Source organism: Pseudovibrio sp. W64, from assembly GCF_001623145.1.
Taxonomy (GTDB): domain Bacteria; phylum Pseudomonadota; class Alphaproteobacteria; order Rhizobiales; family Stappiaceae; genus Pseudovibrio.
Window position 1 is genome coordinate 41,580 of record NZ_LMCI01000034.1, and the last position, 19,103, is coordinate 60,682.

13 protein-coding genes are annotated in these 19,103 nt (G+C 50.3%); 7 read left to right on the forward strand and 6 right to left on the reverse strand.

Annotated elements, in window-relative coordinates; genetic code table 11:
• The first annotated feature begins 105 nt into the window (after positions 1 to 105).
• The 3 genes from PsW64_RS14660 to PsW64_RS14670 all read left to right on the forward strand — a co-directional run bounded on the left by PsW64_RS14660 (position 106) and on the right by PsW64_RS14670 (position 4,246).
• A complete protein-coding gene (locus PsW64_RS14660) occupies positions 106 to 483 on the forward strand; it encodes a hypothetical protein (protein WP_063304082.1) in 378 nt (125 codons plus the stop codon).
• A 266-nt stretch (positions 484 to 749) separates the two neighbouring features.
• The gene (locus PsW64_RS14665) at positions 750 to 2,084 is read left to right on the forward strand and encodes a sodium-dependent transporter (protein ID WP_063304083.1); all 1,335 of its coding nucleotides are present in this window, start codon (positions 750 to 752) and stop codon (positions 2,082 to 2,084) included.
• A 728-nt stretch (positions 2,085 to 2,812) separates the two neighbouring features.
• Positions 2,813 to 4,246, forward strand: a complete 1,434-nt coding sequence (locus tag PsW64_RS14670; RefSeq protein WP_208980800.1) for a sodium-dependent transporter — start codon at positions 2,813 to 2,815, stop codon at positions 4,244 to 4,246.
• 79 nt (positions 4,247 to 4,325) lie between these two features.
• On the opposite strand, the gene PsW64_RS27160 is transcribed toward PsW64_RS14670, so the two are convergent.
• From PsW64_RS27160 to PsW64_RS14690, 4 genes are all read right to left on the reverse strand, one after another.
• Positions 4,326 to 4,604, reverse strand: coding sequence for a hypothetical protein (locus PsW64_RS27160; RefSeq protein ID WP_082827057.1), 279 nt, complete (start codon positions 4,602 to 4,604; stop codon positions 4,326 to 4,328).
• 182 nt (positions 4,605 to 4,786) lie between these two features.
• Positions 4,787 to 7,222, reverse strand: a complete 2,436-nt coding sequence (torA, locus tag PsW64_RS14680; protein ID WP_063304085.1) for a trimethylamine-N-oxide reductase TorA — start codon at positions 7,220 to 7,222, stop codon at positions 4,787 to 4,789.
• Positions 7,223 to 7,389: 167 nt separating this feature from the next.
• Positions 7,390 to 8,073 (reverse strand): molecular chaperone TorD, encoded by a 684-nt coding sequence (torD, locus tag PsW64_RS14685; protein ID WP_063304086.1) that lies wholly within the window; start codon positions 8,071 to 8,073, stop codon positions 7,390 to 7,392.
• Positions 8,066 to 9,238 carry a NapC/NirT family cytochrome c gene (locus PsW64_RS14690; protein WP_063304087.1) on the reverse strand — a complete coding sequence of 391 codons (1,173 nt, stop codon included), beginning with the start codon at positions 9,236 to 9,238 and terminating at the stop codon, positions 8,066 to 8,068. Before PsW64_RS14690 ends, torD begins: the two co-directional genes overlap by 8 nt.
• A 147-nt stretch (positions 9,239 to 9,385) precedes the next feature.
• Between PsW64_RS14690 and PsW64_RS14695 the strand changes: the two genes are divergently transcribed.
• On the forward strand, positions 9,386 to 10,093 hold the full coding sequence (locus PsW64_RS14695; RefSeq protein ID WP_063304088.1) for a response regulator: 708 nt from the start codon (positions 9,386 to 9,388) through the stop codon (positions 10,091 to 10,093).
• 6 nt (positions 10,094 to 10,099) lie between these two features.
• On the opposite strand, the gene PsW64_RS14700 is transcribed toward PsW64_RS14695, so the two are convergent.
• Together PsW64_RS14700 and PsW64_RS14705 are read right to left on the reverse strand one after the other, a co-directional pair.
• Positions 10,100 to 12,490: an ATP-binding protein gene (locus PsW64_RS14700; protein ID WP_063304089.1), complete on the reverse strand. Its 2,391-nt coding sequence runs from the start codon at positions 12,488 to 12,490 to the stop codon at positions 10,100 to 10,102.
• A gap of 130 nt (positions 12,491 to 12,620) precedes the next feature.
• Positions 12,621 to 12,959 carry a hypothetical protein gene (locus tag PsW64_RS14705; protein WP_063304090.1) on the reverse strand — a complete coding sequence of 113 codons (339 nt, stop codon included), beginning with the start codon at positions 12,957 to 12,959 and terminating at the stop codon, positions 12,621 to 12,623.
• Positions 12,960 to 13,255: 296 nt separating this feature from the next.
• On the opposite strand from PsW64_RS14705, the gene PsW64_RS14710 reads away from it, so the two are divergent.
• From PsW64_RS14710 to hsdR, 3 genes are all read left to right on the forward strand, one after another.
• Positions 13,256 to 13,897 carry a hypothetical protein gene (locus PsW64_RS14710; protein WP_063304091.1) on the forward strand — a complete coding sequence of 214 codons (642 nt, stop codon included), beginning with the start codon at positions 13,256 to 13,258 and terminating at the stop codon, positions 13,895 to 13,897.
• Between the two features lie 452 nt (positions 13,898 to 14,349).
• Positions 14,350 to 15,600, forward strand: a complete 1,251-nt coding sequence (locus PsW64_RS14715) for a tyrosine-type recombinase/integrase (RefSeq protein ID WP_063304092.1) — start codon at positions 14,350 to 14,352, stop codon at positions 15,598 to 15,600.
• 92 nt (positions 15,601 to 15,692) lie between these two features.
• On the forward strand, positions 15,693 to 19,085 hold the full coding sequence (hsdR, locus tag PsW64_RS14720) for a type I restriction-modification system endonuclease (protein ID WP_208980801.1): 3,393 nt from the start codon (positions 15,693 to 15,695) through the stop codon (positions 19,083 to 19,085).
• The last annotated feature ends 18 nt before the right edge of the window (positions 19,086 to 19,103 follow it).

Consider the following 19,103-nt stretch of genomic DNA (forward strand, 5'->3'; position numbering starts at 1 on the left):
GGTTCGGCTCAGCAGCCTTTTCTTTCACATCTGTGCGGATGTTTCGTCCTTATCAGTGTCCTGCCATGATTTTGTATGGGTGGGACCAAACAAGAAGGAAGAAAAATGCGTAACTTTTTGTGTCTCGGCCTTCTATTGGCCGTTCCTTTCATGGTTGCCTCTGAAGGCTATGCTCAGGGGAGTTCCAACCAGGTTACTCCGCCCATGACACAGTACTGTAATCGCGGTGATGTGCTGTATGCGGATGGAAACAGTGCAGATGGCCCTATGCCGATGATCAAGTGCGGTCAGAACTCGCTGGTTTATCAACGCACCAACATGAGTTTTCCGCTGTCTGTGGTCTCTAATGGCAAGTTGTCCGTGGGCAATGCAAACGGTGCTTGTCAGAGTGCAAAAGCTGTTGGTGCGGATGCAATCGTCAGCAACATCCAGTCTCTTTGCAATACGACACTGTGGCCGAACTCTTGTGCTAAGTGTAATTGAGTATAAGATATATCACTGGTAGTATTGATTGCTGCATGTCTAAAGTAATCAATACTACTTATCTTGTTGAGTTAATCTCACCAAATGCCGCGTAGTAATCAGTATTACACTTTTATAGGTATCGTGACACCTGATGGTCATATATGAGAAACTCTGTTGCATAAAAGGGGTGTATCTCTAGCGTTATATTGCTAGAATCGGGCAACTTGTGAAAGTTGATTTCAAAAATACACTTAAGCAAAATCAACAAGAATGGCTCAGGTCACATGCAACGAGAGCATTGGGGAAGTCGTATCGGCTTCATTCTGGCTGCTGCAGGTTCAGCGGTTGGATTAGGTAATATCTGGAAATTTCCATATTTGGTTGGCGCGGAAGGCGGCGGGGCGTTCCTCATTGTCTATGTTGCGTTTTTGATCGCGATCGGCGTATGCGTGATGATCGCGGAGATTGCGCTGGGCCGTCAGGCTCAGGCCAATCCGTTCAGCGCGTTCAGACGTGTTGGTGGCGCAGGCTGGTCAATTTTTGGTCTCATGGCGGTTTTGACCGCATTTCTTATTCTCTCGTTTTATTCCGTTGTTGGTGGCTGGACCATCGCCTACGTGGTTAAGACAATCACCGGTGGCTTCTCTGGCTATTCCGGTGCGGAATTTGAGGGACACTTTGGTGCGCTGGTGACAGATGCAGTTGAGCCGATCATTTATCACGCTGCCTTTATGGCGATTGGCGTGCTGATCGTGATCAACGGTATTACCGGCGGCATCGAAAAGGCATCGAAGATCATGATGCCTCTTTTGTTTGTTCTGCTGGCTTTGCTGGTTATCCGGTCTCTGACTCTTGATGGGGCAATGGCAGGTGTTGAGTACTTCCTCGTTCCTGATTGGTCTCACCTGAATGCGGACATGGTTGCCGCAGCTCTGGGGCAGGCGTTCTTCACGCTGTCTCTGGGTATGGGTGCTTTGATCACCTATGGTTCTTATCTGGGTAACAAAGAGAGTATTCCAAACGCAGCCCTTTGGGTTGTTGGCCTTGATCTTCTGGTCGCTGTTCTGGCTGGCTTTCTTATTCTGCCAGCGGTGTTTGCGTTCAACATGGATCCGGCTGCAGGCCCAGGACTGACCTTCATCACACTGCCAGCGATCTTTGCTGAGCTGCCGTTCGGTATGTTCATTCAGCTTTGCTTCTTCGTATTGCTGTTTGTGGCTGCGATCACCTCAGCAATCTCCTTGCTGCAGGTTGTGGTTGCGTTCATCTGTGAAGAGTTCAATGTTGGTCGTAAGGCGGCCACCATCTGGGTTGGTATTGTGATCTTCCTGTTTGGTGTTCCAAGTTCTCTGGCGCTGGGCGTGTGGGGCGATATCACGTTCTTCGAACTGAACATCTTCGACTTCCTTGGCTACCTCACTGACAACTACTTCCTGCCACTTGGCGCGATTGCGACCTGTCTGGTTGCTGGTTGGGTGAGCTATGACAAGTTTGCTGCGGAAGTGACCAATAACGGTGAACGTCCGTTTGCTTACCTGACAGCATGGAAGTGGATGTGCCGTGTGGTTGCACCGCTTGCGATCATCTGGGTGATGGTCCATTCCATCTTCGGAGCATAAAGCTTCGCTCAAAAACAATGAAAAGGCCGCCAGTTTTGGTGGCCTTTTTTAATGCTGTTTTATGGTCATCCGTAGTTTGACTTAATCTGGGCCGGAAGAGGGAGGAGAATGTGCCTGTTGGGCATAGTCCCTTCACCCGAGATGGTCTTGATAAGGAACAGGGTTATGTTGAGGCAGCTGAAGCGCTATTGGGTGCATTCCATGAATGCCAGATTGCCGCGTGAGATGGTATGTCTGGACGAGGAAAAGCAGGCCAGGTATCGCAGTGTAAGGGGACGTTGGCCTCAGGAATAAGGCCTTATCACCGTCCCAACGAGAGAAAGAAGCACCGTTTGAGCGGTGCTTTTTTGTGTCTGAACTGTGTTGGTGCGGTGCGTGAGCAGAGCCTGCGACGAAAAAACTTGTGGGCTGGATGTGGTGGCAGGAAGTTGCGTTGCTGTCGCGTGGTTAACGTAATAAGTGGTATGATCAGCCAATATATGTGTATTTTATAATTAGTTTCATTGTTTGATGGTGAATTATGGGTGTATGTGACTATATTTTGAATTCGCCCATTAAGTGCAGCTGTCAAAAACGCATATTTTTTGAGGTAAGGGAAATTACCTGCGACAATCTGTCAGGTCAACAAGGCTAAAGATTTCATCAAAAGAGCTGGAACAACGAATTCATTTCAAGCTTTTGCGCTTGATTGAAACAAACCATCACATGTTGATTGGCAATAACAAAAAATGAAACGTGAGCAATGGGGAAGCCGCTTCGGCTTCATTATGGCTGCCGCAGGGTCTGCGGTCGGTCTTGGTAACATCTGGAAATTCCCATACCTGGCAGGCACACAGGGCGGTGGCGCCTTTCTGGTGGTCTATCTTGTCATCATGGCAACCATCGGCGCAGCGCTGATCATGGCAGAGATTGCCATTGGTCGTTCAGCGAAGATGAACCCTGTTGGTGCGTTCCGCGCGCTGGGTGGCCGCTTGTGGTCAGTTACGGGTGTAATTGGGGTGATCACGGGGTTCCTGATCCTATCCTTCTACTCCGTTGTTGGCGGCTGGACGATCGCGTATCTGGTGAAGAGTATCGCTGGCACCATTGAATCTGCACAGCCTGAGCTTTTGGAAGCCCAGTTTGGTGGTCTGGTCTCTGCTGTATGGGAGCCAATCTTCTATCATGGTGCATTCATGGTGTTGACCATGGGGATTGTGATCGCAGGTGTGGCCCAGGGTATTGAGCGTTCCGTTAAAGTCCTGATGCCATTGCTGTTCATCCTCCTGATGGTTCTGGTGGTGCGCAGTGTGACCCTGCCGGGTGCCTGGGAAGGTATTGAGTTCTTCCTCGTGCCTGACTGGTCGCAGGTGAATGGCGAGATGCTACGTGCAGCTCTTGGTCAGGCGTTCTTCAGTCTGTCGCTGGGTATGGGCGCGATGATCACCTACGGTTCCTATCTGGATAAGGATGCAGACATTCCGAATGCGTCTTGCTGGGTCGTGTTCCTAGCAGCGCTGGTTGGTGTGCTGGGTGGCCTGCTGGTTCTGCCAGCTGTATTTGCCTTCGGCATGGATCCAGGTGCAGGTCCGGGCCTCACCTTCATCACTCTGCCAGCTGTGTTTGGCGAGATGATTGGTGGTTATCTGTTTCAGATCATCTTCTTCGCTATGTTGCTGATTGCAGCCCTGACCTCTTCCATCTCTTTGTTGGCTATTCCGGTGGCTTACTTTGCAGAGGAATACGGCATTGAGCGCAAGTGGTCTGCTATTGTGGTGGGCATTGTGATCTTCCTGATCGGCGTGCCATGTTCACTGGCTCTGGGTGTCTGGGGCGAGTACAAGCTGTTCGACATGAACTTCTTCGACCTGATGGTCTATGCGGTTGACAACTACACCCTGCCAATCGGTGGTATTCTGACCTCGCTGTTTGCTGGTTGGGTTGTGCTTGAGAAGATGGGCAAAGAGTTGAGCAACGACGGATCTTTGACCTTCAAGTGGATGGGCGCCTTCACATGGATCATGCGGATCGTCGCTCCGCTGGCGGTTGTCTGGGTGATGCTTGGTGGATGGCTGAACTACTTTGCTGTATTAGTTTGGTTGAATTTTTTGACCTTGGCCACGCGGTTTATGGCTCCGTTGGCCGGTGCCTGGGAGATACTGAACGGTCTGCTGGGTAGCTGATACAGCTGACAATCTGAGAATAAAAAACACCCCGATCAGAAATGGTCGGGGTGTTTTTGTGAGAACCTATAGCCAGAGATCAATGCTCGTCTTTCTTATGATGCTCTCTGGTGTGCTCTTTATGGTCATGCATTTTCGCGTGGTGATGGCCGTCGTCCGAATGACTTTTGCCTGGGCGGTGCTTGTGTGGGTGTTTGTGGCCCTCCGGGTCACCACCATGTTGGGTTTCCGGATGGCTTTTCTGGCCGCGCTCATACTCCTGCCGATCTTTATCATGCTTGTGCTCATGATCGTCGTCATAGCGCCGCGCCATTTTTTCTTTGGTATGGGCTGATGTATTCTGTTGTTTTTCTGTCATCATTTCCCCGCAAGACTATTTCATAGATGGTTCTAGCATACTCGTGTTTTCTAGCCTGAATGCTATGTGATGGCAGTTATTGAAGGCTGATAGACGGCTCTAAACATAGACTAAAATGCTGGGATTATGCAAAAAAAAAAGGCTGCACGTGGCAGCCTTTCGGTGTTGATTTGGTTCCTGATTTACCCGTTCTTTGGAGCGGTGAAGACTTTGACTTCTGGCAGATCACCGTGGAATTTCTCAAAGTCTGCGATGACGGTGTGACCGCAGTTGCCCTGTGCCAGCTTGGATGTACCAAGGTCTGGCGTAAGGGTGTTAACGTCACCATAAGCGCAGAGACTGCCGACTTTGCCGCCTTCGACAGGATCGTACCAAGCACCTTCGTAAAGGCGAATGACGCTTGGCATGATGTCTTCGCTGACGATTGCGCCAGCCAGTGTCTGGCCACGATCATTGAAGATGCGGATGACGTCACCGGACTTGATGCCACGAGCTTCTGCGTCTTTCGGGTTGATCATGCATGGCTCGCGGTCAGCAACTGCATAGCCTTCACGAAGGACTGTTCCGCAGAGCTGAGAGTGCAAGCGATCGTTTGGATGACCTGTGTTGACGTGAACCGGGAACTTAGCATCCGGACCATCGAGGCGTTCGAGCGGTTCCATCCACATTGGGTGTGGAGGACAGTCGTCGTAACCCATTTTCTCGATGTTTTTGGAGTAAATCTCGATCTTGCCAGTTGGAGTGCCCAGCGGTTCCAGAAGAGGATCTTCGCGGAAGTCGGCGTAGCGGACATATTCCTTCGCTGCCTGTGAGACGGGATGAACGACGATGCCGTCTTCCCAGAACTTCTCGAACTCAGGCATTTCAAGGTTCTTGCTTGCTGCCTGTTTTTGAGCCTGTTCGTAGTAGTGACGGACCCAGTCCATTTCGTCACGACCGTCAGTGTATGCTTCTTTGTTACCAAGGCGGTCTGCCAGATCAACAAAGATGTCGTATTCACTGCGGGCTTCGAAGACAGGATCAACGATCTTCTTCATCGCGACAGTTGCTTTGTTGGAGTAGGAGCCCATCGCTTCAATGTCATTGCGTTCATAAGCAGATGCTGCCGGAAGAACGATGTCTGCGAAGCGTGCTGTTGCTGTCCACTGGTAGTCCTGAACGATCACTGTTTCCAGTTTCTGCCAGGCCTTGATCATACGGTTACGGTCTTGATGGTGATGGAATGGGTTGCCGCCAGCCCAGTAAGCAATCTTGATATCCGGGAAGGTATAGCGGGTGCCGTTGAAGTCGTATTCCTCGCCCGGACGCTCCAGCATTTCAACAACGCGTGCCACAGGAATGGAGACAGAGCCTTCCATTGCGCCGCCATCGTTCATGCCAGACAGGGCAGGGCCGTCGGAGGTTGGTGTGCCGCCGTTGGAGTAGTGATAGGAGAGACCGAAGCCGCCGCCTGGCAGGCCGATCTGACCCAGCATGGAAGCCAGTGTGACCAGCATCCAGTGTGGTTGCTCACCGTGGTGCTGACGTTGCAGGGACCAGCCGCTGGTGAGCATGGTGCGATTGCCCATGAACAGGCGTGCGAGTTCCTTGATTTTGTCTGCCGGGACACCGCAGATTTCTGAGGCCCATTCAGCTGATTTTGGTGTCTGATCTGTCTCACCAGTCAGATATGGCAGGAACTTTTCGAAACCTGCGGTGTACTCGTCCATGAAGTCGACATCGTACAGCTCTTCAACAAAGAGTGTGTGTGCCATGCCGAGCATCAAAGCCACATCGGTTTGTGGTTTGACCTGCACCCATTCTGCATCCATGAACTCTGCAGTTTTGGATTTCAGTGGGTCGATACAGATGACTTTTTTGCCGATCTTCTTGAACTCTTCAAGGTAGGTGTAGCTGTCATGATCTGCGATGAGCCAGTCGATCTGGTTGGTCTTGATTGGGTCTGCACCCCAAACGACCAGTACTTCTGTGTTGTCGACAACAACGGGCCAGACTGTCTGCTGTTCGTAGACTTCCAGTGTGCCCATAACATGCGGCATGATCACCTGAGAGGCACCGGTTGAGTAGTCGCCTGTGTGAGTCACGTTTGGCATTTGCAGGCCGCGGTTGATCAGGCGGCGCAACAGGCTGCGGCTGTTATGGATTTTGCCAGCGCTCTTCCAGCCATAAGTGCCGGTGAAGACGCTACGTGGGCCGTGAGTTGCTTTGGCGTATTTGAGTTCTTGTGCAACAAGGTCGAGCGCTTTGTCCCAGCTGACGCGCACAAAATCGTTGCTGCCACGGTCTTCAACGTCTGCACCACGGCTTTTTTCAAGGTAGGCACGGCGGACCATTGGATATTTGATGCGGGATGGTGAGTAGACGGAGTCCATGACACCAGCCAGCTGATGACTAGGATGTGGATCCTGCTCCCAAGGCTTAACTTCGGTCCAGCGTCCATCTTTAACCACTGCACGGAATGCACCCCAGTGACAACCGGAGAGAACTTCTCCGTTGACGGCTGCTTGTGCAAAGCGCGGTGAGAAGATGGATGGAGCCAATACACCCAAAGCGCCCAGTGCGGATGCGCCTTTCAGGAAACTACGGCGAGACGTATAGTTTGCAATGATTTTCGACATCTCTGCTGTCCTTTTATTTTGGCAGACAATCGATGAGTTGAGCGAGTTGCTCGATGAAAACAGCCTGTTTTCTCTTGAGATTCACCGTAGTCACTGCGTGTAAACGTGGTTCGCGCGTTGATTGAACGGGATGTAAAATCGAGTAAACAGGTTGTAAATGGAGTTGGTCAGGTGGTGGTCTTTGCCTCATTCAAGTGAGCAAGATCCATGGCAAGCCAGGCGCTGAGGGCATTGGCCAGTTCTTTGTAAAAATCTGACTTGTCAAAGCGCTTACAGCTCTCGCAAAAAGAGGGCACCCAGTTCAGAAGATGGTTCGAGAGGAACCAGATCTGGTTCTGATGTGAGGTGTATGCGGTCTCATGATCGCCATTGGCTTCTGCCAGAGCTTCGCGGTCGATGTACTCTGCCAGTACGTTGAGTTGAACGCCGAGGTGATCGGCGGGTTCTTTCATTGAATTCTCAATGGAGATACCCAGATCCTGAAGGATCTTGTCCATGTCTGCTGTTGGCTTTTGGAAGAGCGTGCCTTTTTCGTTGTAATAGGCGGACTCGTAAGGAGGGGCAGAGTGTTGACCGCCAACACCCAGAAACAGACGAGAATATGCGGTTGCCAGATCGAGCACCTTGCTCTGATAACTCTCAACGGGAAGCTCTGTCAGCTTGGCAAGCTCACCTGTAAATGATGTGAGTGCCGGTGCTTGTGAGAAGACATCCAGAAGCGCCCGTCCTTCTGGAGAGCTATAGCTCTCCAGAGTTTCGATTTTCGCTTCACTGGTGAAGAAACTTGCCAGCCAGCGGTAAACCAGAGATCTGTCGCTGTTGGAAAGAGTGATGGTTTCGTGCTTACCCATGAGCTTCACTCCCACCTGTGTCTTTTGCGTTGAGTTGCAGGTACTTTTGCAGGATGCGGTATTGTTCTTTGTCCAGTGAGATGAAGCGCTTCATGGCTTTGAGGGAGCCGATCCACTGGTTGGCAAGGAAGTGCTCGGGATCGCGCAGGCCATGGCATGTTGAGCAGGCGGCACTGTACATCTCCCTGGTGTAGGTCCAGAGCTGATCTCCGTTTGAAATCAGATTTTCCTTTGAGACCCAAGTGTCGATCTGTACCTGATGCCAGGTGAGTTCTGTGTCCGGATCCACCTCGGTTTTTAGGCGTTTGATTTTATCGATGACCTTTTTACCGACAGTGGCAGAGAAGATGCGCTGGCCTCGAAGGGCATAGATCACGCGGTCCACCTGATCTTGCTGCCAACCGGCGATGCGCACTTTGAGAAGATTGCCGCTGCGCTCCAGAACGGCGACATCGGTTCCGCCCAGAATGCGACCGTCGCTTTTGCCGTTACTTTCCGCTTTTGACTGTTCAACGAAGAAAGGTTTGCTGGTGATGGCGTACAGATGATCTGCGCTTGCACCTTCGCTTACTGACAGGGCTTTGAGCTCGTCATACAAAGCTTTGTAGCCCTGAGACATGTCCGGCAGTTTGTGGGCAATGCCTTTGTGACAGGAGATGCAGGTCTCGCCGTCCTTGAAACCCTTCTGCATGGTTTCAGAGGCTTTGGGATGCTGCTTGGCGAAGTCCATGGAAGCTTGCTTGTGGCAGTTGCGGCACTGCTGAGAGTCGTTGGCTTCCATCTCTGCCCAGACACTCTTGGCCATGGTCAGGCGATGGGCTTCAAATTTCTCCTTGGTGTCGATTTTGCCGGTAAGTTTAGAGTAGACCTCTTTGGCAGCTTCGATCTTGCGAATGATCTTTGGGTAAGTTTCTTTGGGCACGTGGCAATCTGAACAGACTGCCTGAACGCCTGATGCATTCGAGAAGTGCGGAGACTTCTTGTACTCCTCGTAGACCGTGCTGCGCATTTCATGACACGAGACGCAGAACTCCAGAGTGTTGGTGTAATCCATTGCGGTATGGAAGCCGCCCCAGAACACGACGCCACCTGCAAATGTGCCGAACAGTAATAAGCTTATTGGAAATATTGCGGTTTTCGTCCGCAGGAGTCGCCAGATATTCATCTTCTATCTCTTTTGCACTCTCGGACAAATCGGTCCGTTCAATGCTCAGAGAATTAGACTAAGGTTGTAAATAGCGTTTGGAGGAAATATGAACGGGGTGTAGAATGGTGTAAACATGATGTAAACACACAAGCCGACAACAAGCATATGACAAATAAGGCACATATACTGGTCGTTGATGATGACCTGACCAGCCGCGTGGCACTTTCCGGATATTTTGAGACCGAAGGATACCGTGTTTCTGAAGCAGAAGACGGCGCGCAAATGCGCTCGGTTTTTGCTGGTGGTGATGTGGACCTGATTATGCTTGATATTCGTCTGCCAGATGATGATGGCCTAACGCTTTTGAAGGACGTGCGAAAGAAGTCTGACGTCGGGATCATCATGGTAACAGGCCGAACGGATGATGTGGACCGGATTGTTGCGCTTGAAATGGAAGCTGACGACTATGTGATCAAGCCGTTCAACCCGCGTGAGCTGTTAGCACGTTCCAAAAATTTGCTGCGCCGGGTGAAGGCAGGGCGGGTGCCTGTCGCTGTTGATGAGCGCGTGTTGAGTTTCTCAGGCTGGGTTCTGGACTTGGACAAGCGCGGGCTTCAATCTCCTGAGGGAGAGGATGTTCGTTTAACACGTGGCGAGTTTGAGCTGCTCTCAGCGCTGGTTGAGAACAAAGGCCGTGTACTCACCCGTGATAATCTGTTGGATCACCTGAACCATCGGGAATGGGATCCAAGCGACCGTACTGTTGATGTGCTGATTGGCCGGTTGCGCCGTAAGATCGAAGCGAACCCCAAAGACCCGACTTTGATCATGACTGTGCATGGCGTTGGCTATGTGTTTACAGGTGCGTACTGAAGACGCTTATGCGCTTGCCGGTGCTTTCGTCAGGCAATTGAGCCAGGTTTCGTTCAGCTTGTGCTTTGAGGCTGTATAGGTCACCTCCAGTGCGCTGAAGATCTCCATAATTTTGTGTTTTTCCTTGTTTTGAGCTGCCTGTTCCAACTGCTCTGCGAGATTAGCGGTATGAATGAGACCCACATTATGGGACGCGCCCTTCATGCTATGTGCCTTGTCTCTGATCTTGGAGAAGTTTTGGGTTGCGATGTGGTTTCGCAGCTCTGGAATGATGAAACGCGACGCTTGCATATATGCATCGACAATGCGTTTAGCACGTGTTTCTCCCAACATTTCGAAGTGACCACGTAACACCGTTGTATCAATGAGTTCTGTAGGTTGCTCCTGCAATGTCTGTCTGGATTTACGTGCAAACATGGCTCTGTCAGAGAGGCAGGAGGCGATGGCATCCTCAAGGTCTTCTTGAGAATACGGCTTGCCAAGGAACCCATCGGCACCAGCAGTGAAGCTCTTCTCGATGTCAGCCAGGAAGATGCAGGCGCTTTGTACAATAACGGGAATGTTGGAAATATGGTGGTAGTGAGAGGCTCGGATGCGGGCGATGGTATCTGTGCCGCTCAGACCGGGCATACGGTTATCCATGAGCACCAAATCAAAACGGTGTTCGTGCAACTGGGCCAATGCGTCTTCACCGCTGCCGACTGTGCTACATCCATGTCCTGCCTTTTCAAGAAAGCCTTCAGTGACCAACTGATTGACCTTGTTGTCTTCAACAAGCAAGATTTTCAACTTCTTTGGCTTCCAGGTCTCTTGCTTATCTTCAATGACGCTGACAGTCTGATCCGCTTCATAAAACGGAATGGTGAAGTGGAAGCTAGCGCCCTGAGTTTGATTAGATCGACAACCAATTTCACCACCCATCGCGTTGACCAGCCGTTTTGAGATTGCAAGACCGAGACCAGTTCCTCCAAACAAGCGATTGATTGCGGCGTTTTGCTGTACAAATGGTTCAAACAGGTAGCTGTGATCTCCGGTGGGCAGACCCACTCCAGTATCCGTCACCATGATCTGAAGACATCTTGTCTGTCGGATCTTGCTTTCAGGAATATGCACGCCGATGGTGATGGAACCTTTACTGGTAAACTTGATGGCATTGCTGACGAAATTCAACAGGATCTGCCTGATCTTGGTGGGATCAGCCCGCAGTATTTCTGGAACCTGCGGATGTACCTCTATGTGAAGCTGTAGTCCTTTGGTTTCAGCGTCTTGTTGGGTGAGGTCAACAACCTGTTGGATGACTTGTCTGATCTTGAAATCAACGGCCTCCAGCTCCAGCGAGCCTGCTTCCACCTTGGAGTAATCCAGTACATCATTGAGGATTGAGCGCAGCATTTCACCGGAGGAGATGATGCCATCCAGATAGCGGTGCTGTTCTGGCTTGAGGTTCGTGTCCTTGAGGAGATCGGCTAGTCCAAGCACTCCGTTTAGCGGTGTTCTGATTTCGTGGCTCATGGAGGCAAGGAAGGTGGACTTGGCACTATTCGCGGCTTCAGCTTCTTCCTTGGCTTTTTTATGGTCGGTGACATCATTCAGGATGAGGATCATCCCGGGAAACTTGCGGCTGAAGTCGACGATATGTTGGGCGCGGATATCAAAAACGCGTGGACCTATCGCGGTGTCCAGCGTGATGTCTGTATAGCAGCTTTCCAGCTTCTGCGGCAGATAAGGCAGTAGCTGGTTTGTCAGCAGCTCACGTGTGGCTGCATTGACGTATTTGACCTTCGTGTTTTGCAACCCACAAAAAACGGCCTGAGCAGCATAGTTGAGGTCATTGACCTGGCCACTTTCATCCATCAATACGATGGGGTCGCTCAGGCTTTCCAGGATGGTGAGATACTTGTTCTTCTCATTGGTGATACGGCGGTTTTCTTCATAAGCCTCGTGCAGTTTTTTATCTTCGGCAACACCACTCCATTCCGTCGAAAACCCAAGTTCCATGAAATCGAAGTAACGCAATAAGTAGGCGCGATATCTGGCACAATCTACCTCTGAAAACCCTTGTGTTTCCAGCAGGTCCAGATAGGCGCTGCGGTAGTACTTTGTCAGACCGAGGAAGTAGCCCAGTGTTACACCTCTGGACCGATGGCTCTTGGCTTGCTCTACACCAAATGCAGCGAAAGGGTGGCTGGAGAAATCGGAGCTGACATCAATTTCAGGGGGGGTGTCATAAGACTCCATCGCTTTGACGATGGATTTTGAGAGACCTTCAACTGATATGCGCCATGCCTCCCGCAGTGTGGCTGTGTACTGCGTGTAACCCTGACTTTTGGCATAAAAGAATATGCGGTCTATGAGGGTGTTTTCATTTTGTAAAATCAGATCTCGCAGCACATGCATGATTGCCTCCGTCTTGCTTTCAGGCATGATACGAAGGGAAGGGACGGTCAAATTAAAACTGCCGTGCTACGTGCTGGGGCGTACGCAGCACTCCTTAATTGGTGATGCTTTTGAGTGCTTTGCGCTGAAGTCAGTTCAGGTAGCGAGAACCGAACCTGTTCAGCGCGTCTCTTAAGGTTTCCTGTTCATCCAGATGCCGGTTGGCTTCTACTTCGTGGTGATCCAGTTGAGGGCTCTCTTCTGTCATACGAAGGTGATCGCCGGAGTTTTCCTGAAGTTCTTCCAGAATATGGTCAAAGACCTGTACGCGCTCTTTGAGAGAATGTTGGCCACTGTGTTCCAGAAAATCTTTCAGTTTGGCCAGTTCTGCCAGCAAGATTGTGTTGTCTGCGATTTCTGAGTGATAGGTACTCATAATCCCTTCAAGCGCATTTACATCTTCACCAGTGTTTGGGTTTTCTAAGCTCATTACAGGTCTCCTCGTTCTGGGGGAGCATGCGGTCGTGCCTGTGGCGATATGTAATTATTATCTAGCCATAAAATGAGGTATTGAGCGTTGTCCGTTGGAGTTGAGGTAAGTCGATGCCTAAACCGTGCCCGAAAGTTCTATGAGAATTTTAACGGCTTCATCAGCGGCCAACATGCTGATGGGTTTCTCATTCCTTAACCATCTACTGAGTTCTACAAGTCCAGATATTCACGCAGTCACTAAGCTCTCGTCATTCCTCACAAGTGTTTTAACGCAGATACTGTGAGGAGTTTGGTATGAAAAAAACAATAGGAGCCGATGAGCTGGATGCTGCAACTCTGGAGTTTGGACTTCTGGTTGGGCTACTTCTTCCTGAGGGAAAAGACCCCGTAGAATACAAGCTCAACAAAGATTGGTTGAAAGATCCAGTTGCTCAATTGCGTAAGCAGCTAAAAACCGTCAGCAAAGATCTCAACGGTTGCCTAAAAGATGCATTACAGGCCTTGAAGAAAGGCAGCAGTGATAAGGCTGAAAATGCTGCTGAGGAATTCAGTAAATGGAACCCGCTTCTTTTTCCAGCTATCGGTTTTGGTGGCCATGTTGGAGATCTGGGTGAAGTGCCTGCAATCGACTGGCTCTCGCTGATCGCAAATGGCGGTGATGTGCCTGAGACCATTGAGAACTGGGTCCAAAAAGTTGCTGGCGATCGCAAAACTCTAAAAGCATGGGGAGCCGCACTGGTTGGCCTCGCAACAGGTCGGCTGGACCATCCCATAGGATTGGGAACTCCCGACAACCCCTACCTCTTCGCCATCATGGATGTGGGTTCCACGGGAACTTTGTATCTGTCACTGGCAGCAAAGAAAGAAAAGGACGGTTCTGTTACTCTTGTCCCTGGTCTGTCGTTTGACAGTGATCCGATTGGTTTGGATGGGTGAGCTCATTTCAGAAAAGCAAAAAAGCCTCCTCCGGGAGGCTTTGGAATTCTCTTGATAAATCAAGAGAGAAACGAAGGTGCTAGCAGCAGGAATTGAACCTGCGACCCCCTGATTACAAGTTGCAATTTGCAACTCACGTCCACTTACACTCTACTACGATTCAGTACTATGAATCAATGAGTTGTAGAAAATTATTTGCTCCTGCCTACCTTGCATTTCGCTGCGAAACTCGTACATTTGCTTACAATATGCTGACAAAAACGGCAGGCATAGCGCAAGCGATCTATTAAGGGGTAAGGCCGTGTTTTGCATAGGGCCATTAGAAAAGCCCAAAAGGTCGTCACAAGCTGTCAGGCCGTCAGAAACAGCAGTAATCGGGGACTACTTTTAACTTCTATTTTCGCACGGATGGCGGTTCTTGTCATGGGCTGTCAGCGGGAGAGTTTTGTCTGATGCCCAATGTTACCAAACGGTCGGTTGAAGCAGCCAAGCCAACGGCGAAGAAGTACTTCGTCTGGGACGGTAAGCTCTCGGGATTTGGACTGCAGGTGATGCCGACCGGGCGCAAAACCTTCATCGTCCAATATCGCACACTCGAAGGGCGCTCTCGCCGGATGACCCTCGGAAAATACGGGGAGCTAACACCAGATCAGGCGAGGGGGCTGGCTGTCGATGTTCTGGCCAAGGTGCGTAATGGGGAAGACCCGACCGTTAATCGCAAGATCATTCGCAATGCGCCGACTGTTGATGATCTGCTGGACATGTATCTGAGTGAGCATGTTGAAGTTCACAACAAACCTAAGTCGGCTGTTGAGATACGGCGTATTCTTGAACGCTGTGTGCGCAAGCCTTTGGGCAAAGCGAAGCTGGCCTCAGTCACTCGGCAGGATATCTCTAAACTACATCGCTCTATGCGCAGGACACCGCGACAAGCAAATCATGTGCTCGCGATCATTTCCAAGGCGTTTAATCTGGCGGAGGTGTGGGGCTTGAGGCCTGAACACAGCAACCCGGTGCGGTTGGTGAAGCGTTACAAGGAAAACGAACGGGACCGGTTCCTATCCGGGGATGAGTTACAGCGTTTAGGTAAGACGCTGGAACTTGCAGAGAAAGAAGGGCTCCCGTGGATCATCAAGGCCAAGCCGGAACACACAAAGCATCTGCGCAACGATATTGAGAAACGGCGGACACCCGTGAACCCGATGGCGCTCTACTGCCTTAAGCTACTCCTCTACACAGGTGCGCGGCTGATGGAGATCGCTTCTCTTGAATGGAAGCATGTAGACTTTGATGAAGGGGCAATTGCCTTGCCTTCAAAGAAAGGTGATGGCCGCAAACCTCACCCGGTTAGTGGGAATGTGCTCGACATCCTCTCCGATATACCGCGCTTAGACGGCTCTCCCTATGTTCTTGCTCGTATAAACGATCCTACAAGGCATATTACAAAGGAGCTGGTGGAAAACGCATGGCAGCGCGTGCGCCATCATGCTGACATTCCAGATGTGCGCATTCATGATCTACGCCATACGGTTGGTACATTTGCTGCGCAATCAGGTAGCAACGCTTTCCTCATCAGCCATCTTCTGCGCCACCGCAACGTGACCATCACCAACCGCTATGTGAACCATGATGCTCATCCGATACGGGTGCTCTCAGAAACGGTTGGGGAGCGGATAGAGGCGGGGTTGAAGGCAGGAGAGTGAGAGTTTACTCAAACTTGCAATAATAGGTTGTAGATCGTGATTGAGCATATTAATTTATATTATTGATTCATATCCGTTTTTTGGTGCTCATGATGTCACAGTCAAATTTTCTTCACCTAAAAACCCTCAACTTTGATCTGTGTCGCCTTGGCATGGTTGCAGAGCAGGTGTTTGCTCTGGATGCGAATACCTGCCTTATTAAAACACGACAGTATACAGAGTTTATGGTGAAGGATGTGGCAGCTCGTGCAGCTGCCTATCGAGCAGAAGACAAAGAAACTGCTTTTGCGCTCCTTAACCGATTGAGCCGTGATGGGATTTTGCCCAAGCAAGTTGCTGATCTTTTCCGTGCCGTTCGAAAGCCTGGGAACGATGCTGCCCATGGCGTTGAGGGAACGTCTAGCCAAGCGCTCACTTCGCTCAAATTTTGTATGGTGCTAGGGGTCTGGTATCAACGCAGCTACGGGCCTGATGTAAATTATGAGCCACCGCCATTCATTGTACCCAAAGCACCAAAGGTATTATCTGTCGAGCTTGCTGCAGAAATCGCCGACTATAAAGAACAATCGAAGGTGTTTGAGGACCGCCTAACAAAATTGGCAAAGAACGATGAGGAAAGAGCTGCGGAGCTTGATCAAGTTCGTCAGGAAGCCGAGCGAGCAGTTAGGTCTCTTAGTGATCTTGAAAAGCAAAATTCTGAACTCGAAAAAGCTATTGCAAAGCTTCAAGCAGAAGCTGAAGAGCAAACCGAGCAACAGTTGCAAAAGCTTAAGACGCTTGCGCAGAATGCAGCTGCAAAGCTTGAGCTAAACGAGAATGATACACGCAAGTTGATTGACCGTCAGTTGCAGGATGCTGGCTGGGAAGCTGATACTTCTACTCTTCGCTATTCATCGGGAGCTCGACCAGAGAAGGGGCGGAACCAAGCAATTGCTGAATGGCCAACTGAGGGCGGGCGTGTTGACTATGCTTTGTTTGTTGGCCTTGAATGCGTTGGGCTTGTTGAGGCAAAACGGCAATCTGCTGATGTCCCCAGTGTATTACAACAGGCTGATGAATACGCACACAAGATCAAACTAGAGGCCAAGCAACTGCTTATAGATGCGCCTTGGCAGCATGGGCTTGATGAACCCTACCTAGTGCCCTTCATCTTTGCGAGTAATGGTCGTCCTTTTGTCCGGCAGTTCAAAACTAAATCTGGTATCTGGTTTAGAGATGTTCGCTTGCACACCAATCATGCAAGTGCGTTGCCTAGTTGGTTTTCACCCAAAGATTTAACCGATAAGTTAAAGCAGAATACAGAGCAGGCCAATAATGCGCTTGCTGAAGAGGCTTTTGGGCAGACTAGCCTGCGACCTTACCAAGAAGAAGCTATTGATGCGGTTGAAAAAGAAATCGCAGCTGGAAAGCGATCCGTGTTGGTTGCAATGGCAACGGGTACGGGCAAAACGCGAACCTGTATCGCGCTTATGTATCGCCTGCTGAAAACAAAGCGTTTCAAGCGTATTCTTTTTCTGGTTGATCGCACCGCCTTGGGAGATCAGACGACTGATGCTCTCAATACAACGGAGTTTGAGGGCTTTTATAAGTTCTCTCAGATTTATAATGTGGCTGGGCTTGATCAGAAACTACCTGATGATGCCACTCAAATACACGTCGCTACGGTACAATCGCTTGTGGCTCGCATTAACATTACAGAAGACCCCAAGGAGCGCCTTACTCCGGGGATGTATGATTGCATTGTTATTGATGAAGCGCACAGAGGCTACACGCTGGATGCAGATCTGAAAGAGGGCGAGGAAGATTATCGTGATGTTTCTGCCTATGAATCCGCTTATCGCAATGTGCTCAGCTATTTTGATGCTGTAAAAGTTGGCCTGACTGCTACACCAGCGTTGCATACGCTACAGATATTTGACTGTGAAAAACCATCATATTCTTATGGTTATCGTCAGGCTGTGGTTGAAGGTTTCTTGATTGATCACCTACCACCAAAGCGCATCACCACCGCGCTGGCAGAAGCTGGCATTACGTTCAACGGTGGCGAAGAGGTGGAAATTGTGGATCGTCACACGGGCGAAGTCACACTTCACAATCTGCCTGATGAAGTTGAGCTGGAATACGATCTCGCGAAATTCAATCGCCGCGTTTACTCAGAGAATTTCAACCGCATTGTCTGTCAGTCTGTCGCCAATGAAATTGCGCCCGATGCGCCGGGCAAAACATTGATTTTTGCTGCCACGGATACTCATGCCGATGACATCGTGCGACTGTTGAAGGAAGAATTGCGCGAGGAATACGGCGACCTTCACAATGATATGGTGATGAAAATTACCGGCTCTGTGCGCGACGCTAAGGGGCTTATCAAGAAATTCCGTAATGATCCGCTGCCTAAATATGTCGTCACAGTGGATCTTCTCACCACTGGCGTTGATATCCCTGTTCTTGCTAATCTGGTGTTTGTGCGCCGGGTGAAAAGCCGCATTCTGTATGACCAGATGATTGGCCGGGCAACGCGGCTTTGCCCTGAAATCGGCAAGCAGAACTTCCGCATTTTTGATGCGGTGGATCTGTATGCTGAACTTCAGCAAATGAGTGACATGCGTCCGGTGGTTGTAAAGCCCAATATGCCATTGGCTGAGCTCATTGCAGATTTGGATCGTGCTCCCAATGCGGAAGAGCAGAACTGGGTTGCCGGGCAGGTTGTGGTGAAAATGCGGGCACTTGCAAAACGCATGGATGAAGCGGAGCGGGAGGCGCTGGATAGCGCTGTGGGCGGTGAGGCTGATACTGTCATCAATGACCTATCGCGCAAATCAGGCGCGGAGGTGAAAGACTGGCTGAACAAGCATCCTCGTGCATTGGAAAACCTCGTTCGTGCTCCGGTGAAGAAAGACCCGCTGAAGAATGGTGTGGCGATTTCTTATCATGAAGATCAGTTGCTTCATATTCGTGAAGTATTTGGAGACAACGCCACACCGGAAAGCTATATCGAGAGCTTTGAGACCTATGTGCGTGAAAATATGAATAGTATTCCAGCGATGGTAGCTGTCACGCAAAAGCCGCGCAATCTCACCCGCAAGGAACTGACAGACCTAGCAGCTCAATTGGATGAAGCGCATTTTTCTGAGCCTATGCTCAGGGCCGCTTATGGCCGTGCTCGTAATGCGGATATTGCTGCCCACATCATAGGGTATGTGCGACAAGCTGCGCTGGGTGATCCGTTGGTGCCGTATGCAACGCGAGTGGAAAACGCCATTGAGAAGATTATTGGCTCGCGAGATTGGAAATCTAACCAAATTCAGTGGTTGCGCCGTATTGGCCGAGCGCTGAAAGATAAGCCTGTTGCTGACCCGTCCTTGCTTAATCAGGGTGTGTTTCAGGATAAGGGTGGGTTTAAACGTATCTCGAAAGAGTTTGACGGGAAACTTGGTGATGTCCTGCAGGAAATCAACGAGGCTATCTGGACTTCTTCGGCAGCATAATCAATCTGCATAGCAAAT

Bases quoted from the DNA above. Each gene is read 5' to 3' on its own strand.
- PsW64_RS14700 (WP_063304089.1), bottom strand. From the start codon at position 12,490: ATGCATGTGCTGCGAGATCTGATTTTACAAAATGAAAACACCCTCATA.
- hsdR (WP_208980801.1), top strand. From the start codon at position 15,693: ATGTCACAGTCAAATTTTCTTCACCTAAAAACCCTCAACTTTGATCTG.
- PsW64_RS14705 (WP_063304090.1), bottom strand. From the start codon at position 12,959: ATGAGCTTAGAAAACCCAAACACTGGTGAAGATGTAAATGCGCTTGAA.
- PsW64_RS14665 (WP_063304083.1), top strand. From the start codon at position 750: ATGCAACGAGAGCATTGGGGAAGTCGTATCGGCTTCATTCTGGCTGCT.
- PsW64_RS14670 (WP_208980800.1), top strand. From the start codon at position 2,813: ATGAAACGTGAGCAATGGGGAAGCCGCTTCGGCTTCATTATGGCTGCC.
- PsW64_RS14690 (WP_063304087.1), bottom strand. From the start codon at position 9,238: ATGAATATCTGGCGACTCCTGCGGACGAAAACCGCAATATTTCCAATA.
- PsW64_RS14715 (WP_063304092.1), top strand. From the start codon at position 14,350: ATGCCCAATGTTACCAAACGGTCGGTTGAAGCAGCCAAGCCAACGGCG.
- PsW64_RS14710 (WP_063304091.1), top strand. From the start codon at position 13,256: ATGAAAAAAACAATAGGAGCCGATGAGCTGGATGCTGCAACTCTGGAG.
- PsW64_RS14695 (WP_063304088.1), top strand. From the start codon at position 9,386: ATGACAAATAAGGCACATATACTGGTCGTTGATGATGACCTGACCAGC.
- PsW64_RS14660 (WP_063304082.1), top strand. From the start codon at position 106: ATGCGTAACTTTTTGTGTCTCGGCCTTCTATTGGCCGTTCCTTTCATG.
- torD (WP_063304086.1), bottom strand. From the start codon at position 8,073: ATGGGTAAGCACGAAACCATCACTCTTTCCAACAGCGACAGATCTCTG.
- PsW64_RS27160 (WP_082827057.1), bottom strand. From the start codon at position 4,604: ATGACAGAAAAACAACAGAATACATCAGCCCATACCAAAGAAAAAATG.
- torA (WP_063304085.1), bottom strand. From the start codon at position 7,222: ATGTCGAAAATCATTGCAAACTATACGTCTCGCCGTAGTTTCCTGAAA.